Genomic DNA, 15,123 nt, shown 5'->3' on the forward strand with positions numbered 1-15,123 from the left:
AGCGAGGCGCAGGTGGTGGCGCTGCTCGCGGAGCGGTCGGTGGGTGCGGTGGGGATCGCGGCGGTGAACGGTCCGGCGTCGGTGGTGGTGTCGGGTGAGGTGGAGGCGGTGGAGGCGGTGCGGGTGCTGTGCGGGGAGCGGGGGTGGCGTTCGTCGCGGTTGGCGGTGTCGCACGCGTTCCATTCGGTGCTGATGGAGCCGGTGTTGGCGCCGTTGCGGGAGGTGGTGGCGGGCATCGAGCTGTCGGGGCCGTCGATTCCGTTCGCCTCGGATGTGACGGGGCGGCTGGCGACGGCGGCGGAGGTGGGCGATCCGGAGTACTGGGTACGTCAGGTGTGCGAGCCGGTGCGGTTCGCGGACGCGGTGGCCTCGGCCCGGGCCGAGGGCGCGTCGGTGTTCGTGGAGCTGGGTCCGGAGGCGGCGCTGACGCCGATGGTCGCGGAGTGCACGGCCGGGACGGACACCGCCACCGTCCCCGCCCAGCACCGCGACCGGGACCGGATCGGGACCCTCCGGACGGCGCTGGCCCGGCTGTTCGTCCGCGGCGGAGCGGTCGACTGGACGGCGGTGAACGGCATCGACGCGGCCACCGCCCGCCGCCGCACCGGCGAGCTGCCGACGTACGCGTTCGAGCGGCAGCGCTTCTGGCTGGACGCCGGCACCGGCGCGGGCGACGCCGCCGGTCTGGGGCAGAGCGCGGTGGACCACCCGCTGCTGGGCGCGGTGGTCGGCCTCGCGGACGGCGACGGCGTGCTGTTCACCGGGCGCCTCTCGCTCGACACCCACCCGTGGCTCGCCGACCACGCGGTGCTCGACACCGTGCTGGTGCCCGGGGCGGCCTTCCTCGAACTCGCGCTGCACGCCGGCGCCCGGCTCGGCTGCGCCCACGTGGACGAACTGACGCTGGTGGCACCGCTGGCCGTGCCGACGGCCGGGGGAGTGCAGCTCCAGATCACCGTTGGCGCGCCCGACGCGTCCGGCCTGCGGCCGGTCACCGTGCACGCGCGCCCCGAGCACCCCGAGCGGACCGAGGGGCCCGCCGGGCCGGAGGACGCCTGGACGCTGCACGCCACCGGCGCGCTGACGCCCGGCCAGGGCACGGCGGACGCCCCGGGCACCCCGGAGCAGCAGGCGCTCGCCGTCTGGCCGCCGGCCGGCGCGGACCCGGTCGAGGTGGACGAGCTGTACGCCGATGCCGCCGACGCCGGGGTGCGGTACGGCCCGGCATTCCACGGGCTGCGGGCGGCCTGGCAGCGCGGCTCCGAGCTGTTCGCCGAGATCGTCCTCCCCGAGGAGGCGGCCGGCGGCCGGTTCGGGCTGCACCCGGCCCTGATCGACGCGGCCCTGCATCCGCTCGGGCTGGCCCCGGCGGCGACCGAGGCGGCGGCCGAGGCGGCCGACGCCCCCGGCGTCCGGGTGAGGCTGCCGTTCTCCTGGCGCGGCGTGCGGCTGCACACGGGAGGCGTCCGGGCCCTGCGGGTGCGCCTGCTGCCGTTGGACGCCGACCGGATCGCCATCGCGGCGGTGGACGCGGACGGCCGGGCCGTCCTCTCCGTCGAGACCCTGACGGTGCGCGCGCTCTCCCGGGACCAGCTGCCGACGGCGGCCGCGCCCGCCGGGGAGCACCTCTTCGACCTGGAGTGGGTCCAGGCTCCGGCCGTCGACCCGCCCACGGGCTGGGCGGTCGTGGGCGGCGGGAGCGGCGGGAGCTGCCCGGAGCAGGCCGCCTTCGCGGCACGGTTCGGCGCCCCCCGGTACCCGGACCTCGCCGCGCTGGCCGCGGCGCTCGCCGACGGCGCGCCGCTGCCCGGCGCGGTCCTGCTCGCCCCCCGGCCCGGACCGGATCCGGCGGCGGGACCGGAGGCCGTCGGGGCGGCCGTGCGCGAGGCGCTCGCCGTCGCGCAGGCCTGGCTGGCGGACGAGCGGTTCGCCGCCGCGCGCCTGGTGGTCACGACCCGCGGCGCCCTCGCCACGGACGGCACCGAGGTGCCGGACCCGGCCGCCGCCGCGGTGTGGGGCCTTCTCCGGGCCGCCCGCTCGGAGCACCCCGACCGCTTCGCGCTCCTCGACCTGGAGACGGGCACCGACCCCGCCGCCACCGACCTCGCCGCGACCGACCCCGCAGACCCCGCCGGCACCGGCACCGACGCCCGGCTCGACGCGATCGCCGCGGCCGGCGCCCTGCCCGAGGCCGCGCTGCGCGGCGCGGCCCTGCTGGTGCCCCGGCTGCACCGGGCACCGGCCCTCCCGGCCGCGCCCACCCCGCCGGAGCTCGCCGACGGCGGCACCGTGCTGGTCACCGGCGGCACCGGAACCCTGGGCGCCCTGGTGGCCCGGCACCTCGTCGCGGCGCACGGCGTGCGGCACCTGCTGCTGGTGTCCCGGCGCGGCGCCGACGCCCCCGGCGCCGCGGAGCTGCGGGCCGAGCTCGCCGCGGCCGGTGCGCAGGCCGCCTTCGCGGCCTGCGACGTCGCCGACCGCGCCGAGCTGGCGCGGGTCCTCGCGGCCGTCCCGGCCGAGCACCCGCTCGCCGCGGTGGTCCACCTGGCGGCCGTGACCGACGACGGCCTGCTCCCGGCGCTGACCCCCGAGCGGGTGACGCGCGTCCTGCGGCCCAAGGCCGTCGCGGCGCTGCACCTGCACGAGCTGACGGCCGGTCTGGACCTGCGGGCGTTCGTGCTCTTCTCCTCGGCCGCCGGCCTCACCGGCAACCCGGGCCAGGCCGCCTACGCCGCCGCCAACCTGGTGCTCGACGCGCTCGCGCAGCGGCGCCGCTCCCTCGGCCTGCCCGCCGTCTCGCTGCAGTGGGGCCTGTGGGCGCAGGACAGCGCGCTCACCGCGAACCTCGGAGCGAGCGACCGGCACCGGCTGGCCCGCTTCGGCGTCGAGCCGCTGGACACCGGCCTCGGCCTCGCCCTGTTCGACGCGGCGCTGGCCCGCCCGGAGGCCGTCCTGGCGCCGGTCCGGCTGGACCCGGCCCGTCTCGACGGGGACGACTTGCCGCCCGTCCTGGCCGGGCTGGCCGCCCGCCGGCCCGGGACCGCGCGCCCGGCCCCGGACACCGGGCGCGCGCTGGTGCGCCGGCTGGCCGCCGCCCCGGCGGCCGAGCAGGAACGACAGCTGGTCGACCTGGTGCGCACCCACGCCGCCGCCGTCCTCGGCCACCCGGACGCCGGGGCGATCCACCCGGACCGGGCGTTCAGCGAACTGGGCCTCGACTCGCTCGCCGCGCTCGAACTGCGCAACCGGCTGAACGGGGCGGTCGGCGTGCGCCTGCCCGCCACCGTGCTGTTCGACCACCCGTCCGCGGGCGCCCTCGGCCGCCACCTGCGCGCCGAACTGCTCGACGCGCCGCGCGGCCGCCGCGCCGCCGCCCCGGCCAGGGCGGCCGACGAGCCGATCGCGATCGTAGCCGCCGGCTGCCGCTACCCCGGCGGGGTGGCGAGCCCGGAGGACCTCTGGCGGCTGGTCCACGAGGGCGCCGACGCCATCTCGGCCTTCCCCGACAACCGCGGCTGGGACGTCGAGAACCTGTTCCACCCCGACCCGGACCACCCCGGCACCTGCTACGTCCGCGAGGGCGGGTTCCTCCACGACGCCGACCGCTTCGACCCCGGGTTCTTCGGGATCAGCCCGCGCGAGGCGCTGGCCATGGACCCGCAGCAGCGCCTGCTGCTGGAGGCGTCCTGGGAGGCGATCGAGCGGGCGTCCATCGACCCGCGCTCGCTGCGCGGCACCCGCACCGGGGTCTTCGCCGGCCTGATGTACGCCGACTACGCGTCGCGGCTGGCGGCCGTCCCCGAGGGGGTGGACGGCTACCTCGGCAACGGCAGCGCCGGCAGCATCGCCTCCGGCCGGGTGGCCTACACCCTGGGCCTGGAGGGCCCGGCCGTGACGGTCGACACCGCCTGCTCCTCCTCGCTGGTCGCGCTGCACCTGGCCTGCCAGGCGCTGCGCCGGGGCGAGTGCGACCTCGCGCTGGCCGGCGGGGTGACGGTGATGTCCAGCCCGTCGACCTTCGTCGAGTTCTCCCGCCAACGGGGTCTGGCCCCGGACGGGCGCTGCAAGTCCTTCGCGGCCGGCGCCGACGGCACGGCCTGGTCGGAGGGCGTGGGCCTGCTGCTGGTCGAACGGCTCTCCGATGCGCGGCGCCACGGCCATCCCGTCCTCGCGGTGGTCCGGGGCAGCGCGGTCAACCAGGACGGCGCGAGCAACGGCCTCTCCGCGCCCAACGGCCTCGCCCAGGAGCGGGTGATCCGCGACGCGCTCGCCCAGGCCGGGCTCACCCCGGCCGAGGTCGACGCGGTCGAGGCGCACGGCACCGGTACGGCCCTCGGTGACCCGATCGAGGCGCACGCGCTGCTGGCCACCTACGGCCAGGACCGGCCGGCCGGCCGGCCCTTGCGCCTCGGCTCGGTGAAGTCCAACCTCGGCCACACCCAGGCCGCCGCCGGCGTGGCCGGCGTGATCAAGATGATCATGGCGATGCGGCACGGCGAACTGCCCGCCACCGTGCACGTGGACGCGCCCACCCCGCACGTCGACTGGGCGTCCGGCGCCGTCTCGCTGCTCACCGAGCCGGCGCCCTGGCCGCAGGACGGCCGGCCCCGCCGGGCCGGGGTGTCCTCCTTCGGCGTCAGCGGCACCAACGCGCACGTGATCCTGGAACAGGGCGACCCGGCCGGGGAGGCCGCGGCGCCGCTCCCCGATCCGGAGCCGGAGCCGTCCGCGCTGGTCTGGCCGCTGTCCGCCGCGACCCCGGCCGCCCTGCGCGACCAGGCCGCCCGGCTCCGCGCCCACCTGGCGCAGCGCCCCGACGCCAAGCCCGCCGACACCGCCCACGCGCTCGCCACCACCCGGGCCGCGCTCGACCACCGCGCCGCGCTCGTCGCCGCCGAACCGGCCGGACTCCTCGCCGCACTCGATGCGCTGAGCACCGGCGCGGCACACCCCGGGCTGGTCACCGGCGCCGCCGGGCAGCCCGGCCGGACGGTCTTCGTCTTCGGCGGGCAGGGCTCCCAGTGGGCCGGGATGGGCGCCCGGCTGCTGACCGAGTCCCCGGTGTTCGCCGAGCACATCCGCGCCTGCGACACCGCCCTCGCCCCGCACACCGACTGGTCGCTGCTCGACGTGCTGCGCCGGCGGCCCGGCGCCGCCCCGCTGGAACGCGTCGACGTCGTCCAGCCCGCGCTGTTCGCCGTCATGGTGTCCGTCGCCGCGGTGTGGCGCTCGCTCGGCGTCGAACCGGCCGCCGTCGTCGGCCACTCGCAGGGCGAGATCGCCGCCGCCCAGGTGGCCGGCGCGCTCACCCTGGAGGAGGCCGCCCGGATCGTCGCGCTGCGCAGCCGGGCCCTGCGCGCCATCGCGGGCGGCGGCGGCATGATGTCGCTGGCCGCGTCCGCCGGACAGGCCGAGGAGCTGATCGCCGGCCTGCCCGGCCGGATCGGCATCGCGGCCGTCAACGGTCCCGGTGCGGTGGTCGTCTCCGGCGACGCCGCCGCCCTGGACGTGCTGCACGAGCGGTGCGAGGCCCGGGGCCTGCGGAGCCGCCGGCTGCCGGTCGACTACGCCGCACACTCCGCCGCCGTCGAGCGCGTCCGCGACGAACTCCTCACCGGCATCGGCCACATCGCCCCGCGGCCGACCCCGGCGGTGGCGTTCTACTCGACCGTCACCGGCGAGCCGCTCGACGGCACCGCCCTGGACGCCGGGTACTGGTACCGCAACCTGCGCGAGACCGTCGCCTTCGAGCGGGCCACCCGCGCGCTGCTGCGCGACGGCTTCACCACGCTGGTCGAGACCAGCCCGCACCCGGTGACGGCCCCGGCCGTCGAGCAGACCGCCCAGGAGTCCGGGACGGACGCCCTGGTCGTCGGTTCGCTCCAGCGCGACGCGGACAGCCTGGCGCGCCTGCTGACCGCGGCGGCCGGCCTGTCCGTGCGCGGTGTGCCCGTCGACTGGGCGGCGCTGCACGCGCACCGCACGCCGGCACGCACCGACCTGCCCACCTACGCGTTCCAGCGCGAGCGCTACTGGCTGGAGCCCGCCCCGGCCGCCGCCGACGCCGAAGGGCTCGGCCTGCGCTCCGCCGACCACCCGCTGCTCGGCGCCGCCCTCGCCCAGGCCGGGGACGACCGGCACCTGCTCACCGGCCGGATCTCGCTGCCCACCCATCCCTGGCTCGCCGACCACGCCGTCCTCGGCACGGTGCTGCTCCCCGGCACGGCACTCGTCGAACTCGCCCTCCAGGCCGGGCAGTCGGCCGACTGCACGGTGATCGAGGAACTCGCCCTGGAAGCACCGCTGCCCCTTCCCGAGCGCGGGGCCGTCCAGCTCCAGGTCCACCTCGACGCCCCGGACGAGGACGGGCGCCGCGCGCTCACCGTGCACGCGCGCCCCGACACCGCCGAGCCGGGCCCGTGGACCCGGCACGCCGCCGGCGTCCTCGCGCCGGGCCGGCCCGGCGAGGAACCCGCCGCCGACGACGCGGCCTGGCCGCCGCCCGGCGCCGAACCGCTGGACACCGACGGCCTCTACGAGCGCCTGGCTGCCGCCGGCTACCGGTACGGCCCGCTGTTCCGCGCGGTGCGCGCCGCCTGGCGGCACGGTGACGACCTGCTGGCCGAGGTCGCCCTGCCCGGGGACGACCACGACGCCGGGCGGTTCGCGCTCCACCCCGCGCTGCTCGACGCCGCCCTGCACACCGCCGGGGCGCTCGACGGTGCGGAGGACGAGGGCCGGGGGGTCGGCCTCCCGTTCGCCTGGACGGGCGTGCGCCTGTACGCGGTCGGCGCCCGCACCCTGCGCGTGCGGCTCGGCCGCACCGGCCCGGACGCCGTCACCCTCGCCCTGACCGACCCGGCCGGCGCCCCCGTCGCCACCGTCGGAACGCTGCTCTCCCGGCCGCTCACCGCGGGTGCCCTCGCCCCCGCCCCGACCGGTGCCGCGCAGGACCTCCACCCCGTCGCCTGGCCGCCGCTGACGCTGCCGCAGTCCGCCCCGCTCGGCCGCTGGCTCCTGGCCGGGCCCGACGGACTCGGGGCCGAGGCGGCCCTGCGCGCGGCCGGGGCCACCGTCACCGCGCTCGCCGACCCGGCCGCGCTCGACCCGGACGCCCCGCTGCCCGACGCCGTCGCGCTCGGCTGCGCCACCGACGGCGGCCCGCAGGCCGTCCGCACCGCCACGCGGCAGGTGCTGGCGTTCCTGCAGTCCTGGCTCGCCGCCGAACGGTTCGCCGCCACCCCGCTGGTGGTGCTCACCCGCGGCGCCGTGCCCGGCCCCTACGGGCAGGCGGTCGAGGACCTCGGCGCGGCCGCGGTCTGGGGCCTGGTGCGCTCCGCCCAGACCGAGAACCCCGGCCGGATCGTGCTGGTCGACCTCGACCGGCATCCCGCCTCGTACGCCGCCCTCGGCGCGGCCCTCGCCTGCGGCGAGCCCCAGCTCGCCCTGCGCTCCGGCACCGCGGCCGCGCCCCGGCTCGCCCGGAGCGGCCCGGCGGAGCGCCTGGCGGTGCCCGCCGGCACCGATGCCTGGCGCCTGGACCTGACCGGCACCGGAACCATCGACGGCCTGGCCCTGGTGCCCCACGAGGACGGCGTCCGTCCGCTCGCCCCCGGCGAGGTCCGGGTCGCGCTGCGCGCCGCGGGCCTCAACTTCCGCGACGTCGTGGTCGCCCTCGGCATGGTCGCCGACACCCGCCCGCCCGGCGGCGAGGGCGCCGGCGTGGTGGTCGAGGTCGGCACCGAGGTCCACGACCTCGCCCCCGGTGACCGCGTCATGGGCCTGTTCTCCGGCGGCACCGGCCCGCTGGCGGTGACCGACCGCCGCCTGCTCGCGCCCGTCCCGGCAGGCTGGACGTACCCGCAGGCGGCGAGCGTGCCGGTGGTGTACCTCACGGCCTACTACGGGCTGGTCGACCTCGGCCGGGTGCAACCCGGCGAGTCGCTGCTGCTGCACGCCGCGAGCGGCGGCGTCGGCATGGCCGCCCTGCAACTCGCCCGGCACTGGCACCTGGAGGTGTACGCCACCGCCTCGCCCGCCAAGTGGCCGGTGCTGCGCGCCCTCGGGCTGGACGACGAGCACCTCGCCTCCTCCCGGGACCTCGGCTTCGAGGAGCGGTTCCGCACCGCCCGCGCCGGGCGGGGCTTCGACCTCGTGCTCAACTCGCTCGCCCAGGAGTACGTCGACGCCTCGCTGCGGCTGCTCGGCCCCGGCGGCCGGTTCCTGGAGATGGGCAAGACCGACATCCGCGACCGCGCGGCGGTGACCGCCGACCGCCCCGGCACCGACTACCGGGCGTTCGACCTGATGGACGCGGGCGCCGACCGGATCCAGCAGATCCTGACCGAACTCGGCGCCCTGTTCGCCGACGGCACGCTCGCCCCGCTGCCCGTCACCACCTGGGACGTCCGCGACGCCGTCGCCGCCTTCCGCCACCTGAGCCAGGCCCGGCACACCGGCAAGATCGTGCTGACCCTGCCGCCCACCGTCACCGGCGCCGCCGCGGACCCCGACGGCACCGTGCTGATCACCGGCGGCACCGGCACCCTCGGCGCCCTGCTCGCCCGCCACCTCGTCACCGCACACGGCGCCCGGCACCTGCTGCTCACCAGCCGCCGCGGCCCGGCCGCCGACGGCGCCGCCGACCTCGCCGCCGACCTCACCGCCCTCGGCGCCGAGGTGCGGATCGAGGCCTGCGACGCCGCCGACCGGGAGGCGCTGGCCGCCCTGCTCGCCACCGTCGACCCCGGGCACCCGCTCACCGCGGTGGTGCACGCGGCCGGCGTCATCGACGACGCCGCCGTGCACGCGCTCACCCCCGAACAGCTCGACCGCGTCCTGCGCCCCAAGACCGACGCCGCCCGGAACCTGCACGAGCTGACGCTCGGCCGGGACCTCGCCGCGTTCGTGCTCTTCTCCTCGATGGCGGGCACCTTCGGCGGCGCCGGACAGGCCAACTACGCGGCCGCCAACGCCTACCTGGACGCACTCGCCCAGCACCGGCGCTCCCGGGGCCTGGCCGCCACCTCGCTGGCCTGGGGCCTGTGGGCGCAGGCCAGCGGGATGACCGGCCACCTCGACCGGTCCGACCTCGACCGCATCGCCCGCACCGGCGTCGCGGCCCTGGAGACCGGCCACGCGCTCGCGCTGTACGACGCCGCGCGCGCCGCCGACCACCCGGCCGCGGTGCTCGCCCACCTGGACCTCGCCGCGCTGCGCGGGGCCGACGGCGTCCCCGCCCTGCTGCGCGACCTGCTGCGTTCCCTGCCGGGTTCCCGGCCCCGGCGGGCCGCCGCCGGCCCCGACCCGGACACGGCCGCGTTCGCGCAGCGCCTGGCCCGGCTGCCCGAGGACCGGCGCCGGCAGACCCTCACCACCCTCGTCCGCCAGGAGACCGCGGCCGTCCTCGGCCACGCCGGCGCCGAGACGATCGAGCGCGGACGCCCGTTCAAGGCGCTCGGCTTCGACTCGCTCACCGCCGTCGAACTGCGCAACCGGCTCGCCGCCGCGACCGGCCTGCGGCTGCCCGTCACCCTGGTCTTCGACCATCCGACCCCCGAGGTGCTCGCCGAGCACATCGGCGCCGAACTCCTCGGCGCCCCCGGCCACTTCGCGCCCGCCCTGCCCGCGCCGCGCACCCCCGACGCCGCCGACGCCGCCGACGACCCGGTGGTGATCGTCGGCCTGGGCTGCCGCTACCCCGGCGGCGTCTCCGACGAGCACGGCCTGTGGCGGATGCTCGCCGAGGGCGCCGACGCCATCACGCCGTTCCCGCGCGACCGGGGCTGGAACCTCGACACCCTCTTCGACCCCGACCCCGACCGCCCCGGCAAGTCCTACGTGCACGAGGGCGGCTTCATCGACGACGCCGTCGCCTTCGACGCCGAGTTCTTCGGCATCTCCCCGCGCGAGGCCGCCGCGATGGACCCCCAGCAGCGCGTCCTGCTGGAGACCGCGTGGGAGACCTTCGAACACGCCGGCATCGATCCCACCTCGCTGCGCGGCTCCGCCACCGGCGTGTTCGTCGGCGCGATGGCGCAGGACTACCACACCGCCTCGGGTGCGGTCGCCGAGGGCCAGGAGGGCTACCTGCTCACCGGCACCGCCACCAGCGTCATCAGCGGCCGGGTCTCCTACGTGCTCGGCCTCGAAGGCCCGGCCGTCACCGTCGACACCGCCTGCTCCTCCTCGCTGGTCGCCCTGCACCTCGCGGCCGCCGCGCTGCGCTCCGGGGAGTGCGACCTCGCGCTCGCCGGCGGCGTCGCGGTGCTCACCTCGCCGCACGCCTTCGTCGAGTTCAGCCGCCAGCGCGGACTGGCGCCGGACGGCCGCTGCAAGCCGTTCGCGGCGGCGGCCGACGGCACCGGCTGGGGCGAGGGCGCCGGCCTCGTGCTCGTCGAGCGGCTCTCCGACGCCCGGCGCCGCGGGCACCGCGTCCTCGCCGTCGTGCGCGGCTCCGCGACCAACCAGGACGGCGCCTCCAACGGGCTCACCGCGCCCAACGGGCCGTCCCAGCAGCGGGTCATCCGCCAGGCGCTCGGCAACGCCGGGCTCACCCCGGGCGACGTCGACGCGGTCGAGGCGCACGGCACCGGCACCCGGCTCGGCGACCCGATCGAGGCGCAGGCCCTGCTCGCCGTGTACGGCCGCGAGCACACCGCCGAACGGCCGCTGTGGCTGGGCTCGATCAAGTCCAACATCGGCCACACCCAGTCCGCCGCCGGCATCGCGGGCGTGCTCAAGATGGTGCTCGCGCTGCGCCACGGCGAACTGCCGCGCACCCTGCACGCCGACGAACCGACCCCGCACGTCGACTGGGCCTCCGGCCACGTCGCGCTGGCCACCGAGCACCGGGCCTGGCCGGAGACCGGCCGCCCGCGCCGCGCCGCCGTCTCCTCCTTCGGCGTCAGCGGCACCAACGCGCACATCATCCTCGAACAGGCCCCCGACGAGGAGCCGCAGCCCGACCGGGCCGCACGCCCCGCCCCGCAGGCGCCGGGCGTGGCCGGCGTGGTGCCGTGGCCGCTGTCCGCCCGCACCGGCGAGGCGCTGCGCGCCCAGGCCGCCCGGCTGCGGGACTGGTTCCTGCGCCACCCGGAGGCCGAACCCGCCGACGTCGCCTGGTCGTTGGCCACCGGCCGGGCCGCCTTCGACCACCGGGCGGTGGCCCGCGGCCGCGACACCGCCGACCTGCTCGCCTCGCTGGGCGAGGTGGCCGACGGAGCGGTGGAGGCCCCGGGTGTCCTGGTCTCCGGTCCGGGACCGGTCTTCGTCTTCCCCGGCCAGGGCTCCCAGTGGCTCGGCATGGCGGCCGAACTCCTGGACGTCAGCCCGGTGTTCGCGCAGGCGGTGGCCGAGTGCGCGGAGGCCGTCGACCCGCTGGTCAGCGGCTGGTCGCTGCTCGACGTGCTGCGCGGCACCGACGAGCACACCGAGCGGCTGCTCGCCCGGGTCGAGGTCCTGCACCCCGTCCTGTTCGCCGTGATGGTCGGCCTCGCCCGCTGGTGGGAGTCCTGCGGGGTGCGCCCGGCCGCCGTGATCGGCCACTCCCAGGGCGAGGCCGCCGCCGCGTACGTCTCCGGCCGGCTCTCCCTGGCGGACGCCGCCCGGGTCGCGGTGATGCGGGTACGGGCCGTGCAGACGGTCGACGCCTGCCACGGCGGCCTGCTCGCGGTGGCCCTGACCCCGGAGCAGGCGAGCGCCGGGATCGACGCGGCCGGCGCCGCCGGCCTGGTGTCGCTCGGTGCCGTCAACAGTCCGACCGGGGTGGTGCTCTCCGGCGACGAGGACGCGCTGGCCGCGATCGCGGCCCGCTGCGAGGCGGCCGGCACCCGCGCCCGCTGGGTGCCCGCCGCCTACGCCTCGCACTCCGCGCAGATGGACCCCGCCCGCGAGGAGATCACCCGCCTGCTCGCGGACCTGCGCCCGCTGCCGGGCCGCGTCCCGATGTACTCCACCGTCACCGGCGCGCTGCTGGACGACACGACCCCGCTGGACGCGGCCTACTGGTTCGAGAACATGCGCCGCACCGTCCTGTTCGCGCAGGCGGTCGGCGCGGCCGCCGCGGACGGCCACGACGCCTTCGTCGAGTGCAGCCCGCACCCCGGCCTGCTGGTGCCGGTCGGGGACACCCTCGACGGGCTCGGCGTCCCCGCCGCGGTGCTGGGCACCCTGCGCCGGGGCGACGGCGGCGCGGACCGGCTGGTCACCGCACTGTCCGACGCCCACACCCGCGGTCTGGACGTCGACTGGCCGGGGCTGCTCGCCCACGCCGGCGTGCGGCGGGTCGACCTGCCCGGCTACCCCTTCCGGCGCCGCCGCCACTGGATCGAGCCCACCGCCGCCACCGGGTCCGCCGGCGCCGGCTGGGGGCAGTCCGCCGTCGAGCACCCCGTGCTCGGCGCCGGCGTCGAACTCGCCGACGGCTCCGGGACGGTCTTCACCGGAAGGCTCTCCACCGCCGCGCACCCCTGGCTGGCCGACCACCTCGCGCTCGGCTCCGCCGCCGTGCCCGGCAGTCTGCTCGTCGACCTCGCGCTGCGGGCCGGCCACGAGAGCGGCTGCCCGGTGCTGGAGGAACTCACCGTCCACACCCCCCTGGTGCTGCCCGCGACCGCCGGGGTCCGGGTGCAGGTCGCCCTGGAGGTGCCGGACGGCACCGGCGCCCGCGGCGTGCGGGTGCATTCGCGGCCCGAGGACGCGCCCGCCGACGCCCCCTGGACCCGCCACGCCACCGGCACGCTGGCCCCCGGCGGCCACCGCCCGGCCGCCCGCCCCGAGCCGTGGCCGCCGATCGGCGCGACCCCGCTCCCCGTCGCGGACGCCTACGAGAGGCTCACCCGCGCCGGCCTGCGGCTCGGCCCGGCCTTCGCCGGGATGCGGGCCGCCTGGCGCCGCGGCGAGGAACTGTTCGCCGAGACCGCCCACACCGGCGGCGAGGCGCAGACCGCCCGCCACGACCTGCACCCGGCCCTGCTGGAGGCCGCCCTGCTCGGCCTCGCCCCCGGCGAGCCCGGGACCGACGGCCGGGTGCGCCTGCCGTCCGCCTGGCACGGCGTCACCGCCGTGCCCGGGGCGCACCCGGCCGTCCGGCTCACGCTGCGCGCCACCGGCCCGGACACCCTGGCCGTGCACCTCGCCGACGAGCAGGGGCAGTCCGTCGCGACGATCGAGTCCGTCCGGCTGCGCTCCTGGTCGGCCGCCGACCTGCGCGCGGCGGGCCGCGAGCGCCCGGCGCTCGCCCGGCTGGAGTGGACGGCGCCGGAGCAGCCGCCCGCCGGGGCGCCGGGCGGGGCCTGGGCCCTGCTCGGCGCCGCCGGCCCGCTCGCCCGCGAGCTCGCGGCCGGTGCCCACCCCGACTGGACGGCGCTCGGCGACGCGGTGGCGGCCGGGCTGCCGGTGCCGGCGCGCATCGCCCTGCTGCCGGACGCCCCGGCGGACGGCGAGCCGCTGCCGCGGGCGGTCCGCGAGCGGATCCGCACCGTGCGCGCGGTGCTGCGCGCCCACGAGGAGGACCGGCGCTTCGAGGGCACCCGCCTGGTCCTGGTCACCCGGGGCGCGGTACTCGCCGACCCCGGCGACCGCGTCGCCGACCCGGCCGCCGCCGCCCTGTGGGGGCTGCTGCGCTCGACCGGCCGGGAGCGGATCGTCCTCGCCGACCTGGACGCGCACGAGGCCTCCGCGCAGGCCCTGGCGGCGGCCGTGGACGCGGGCCTGACCGAGTTCGCCGTCCGGGCCGGACAGGTCCTCGTGCCGGTGCTCGGCCGGGCGCCCGCCGTCGGCGCGCAGCAGCCGGCCCTCCCGGTGGACGGCACCGTCCTGGTGACCGGCGCGGCCGGCCGCCTCGGCGCCGCCACCGCCCGCCACCTGGTGGCCGTCCACGGCGTGCGCCGGCTGCTGCTCGCCGGCCCCGGCGCCACGGCACCGGAGGCGGCCGTCCTGGCCGAGGAGCTGACCGGGCTCGGCGCCGCCGTCGAACTCGCCGACTGCGACGCCGCGGACCGGGAGGCCCTGGCCGCGCTGCTGGCCGCCGTGCCGGCCGAGCACCCGCTGCGCGCCGTGGTGCACGCGGCCGAAGCCCCGCGCGGCGACGGCGGTGACGGCGAGGCGGGCACGGACACCGGGGCCGGGCTGCGCCCGGTCGTCGACGGGGCCTGGCACCTGCACGAACTGACGGAGGGCCTGGACCTCGCCGCCTTCGTCCTGCACGGCTCCTGGGCCGGCCAGGCCGGCGATCCGGACCGGGCCGGGCAGGCCGCCGGTGCGGCCTTCCTCGACGCCCTGGCCCAGCACCGGCGCGCCCGGGGGCTGCCCGGCCTCGCGCTGGCCTGGGGGCCGTGGGCGGCCCCGGACGCCGACGCCTCCGCCGACGCCGGGGGACAGTCCCGCCCGGACGGGCTGGTGGCCCTCGGCGAACGCGAGGCCCTGGCGCTGTTCGACGAGGCGCTCGGCCGCCCGGAGGCCGCGCTCACCCCGCTCGCCGTCGACACCGCCGCCGTGCGCCGCGGCGACCCGGGCGTGGCGCCCCTGCTCGCCGGTCTGGTGACGGACCGCCGGCGCGGCCCGTCGGCCGGCCCGGCCGAGACCGGCCCCGCCCTCGCCGCCCGCCTGCTCGACCTGCCCGAGGAGGAGCAGGAGCAGGCCTTCGTCGACCTGGTGCGGACCGGCGCCGCCGCCGTGCTCGGCCACGCCGACCCCGAGGAGATCGACCCCGGGACGGCCTTCAAGGACCTCGGCTTCGACTCGCTCACCGCGCTCGCGGTGCGCAACCGGCTGCGGGCCGCGACCGGCCTGGCCCTTCCGGCCACGCTGGTCTTCAGCCACCCGAACCCGGCCGCCCTCGGCCGCCACCTGCGCACCCTGCTGCGCCGCGAGCACACCGTCTCCTGGGAGTCCGTGCTCGGCGAGATCGACCGGGTCGAGGAGATGCTCGCCCTGCTGGACGGACAGGACCGGGCCAAGGCGGCGCAGCGCCTGCGGGAGCTCGCCGGGGACGGCCCGCAGAACCCGGCGGAGCCGGAGGCCCCCGTCGTGCACGAGGCGTTCGGTTCGGCCACCCCCGACGAGGAGATGTTCGACTTCATCGACCGCGCCACCGATCGCTGACCACCCATCACGGGGCTG

The 15,123-nt window shown here is 78.7% G+C and carries 1 protein-coding gene; it reads left to right on the forward strand.

Annotation, left to right across the window (positions count from 1 at the left end; translation table 11 throughout):
• Nucleotides 1-99: 99 nt before the first annotated feature.
• Nucleotides 100-15,105, forward strand: a complete 15,006-nt coding sequence (locus ACF1AK_RS22540) for an SDR family NAD(P)-dependent oxidoreductase (RefSeq protein ID WP_391500743.1) — start codon at nt 100-102, stop codon at nt 15,103-15,105.
• Nucleotides 15,106-15,123 lie beyond the last annotated feature (18 nt).

The organism is Kitasatospora sp. NPDC015120 (genome assembly GCF_043080305.1).
In the GTDB taxonomy this organism is placed as follows: Bacteria; Actinomycetota; Actinomycetes; order Streptomycetales; family Streptomycetaceae; genus Kitasatospora.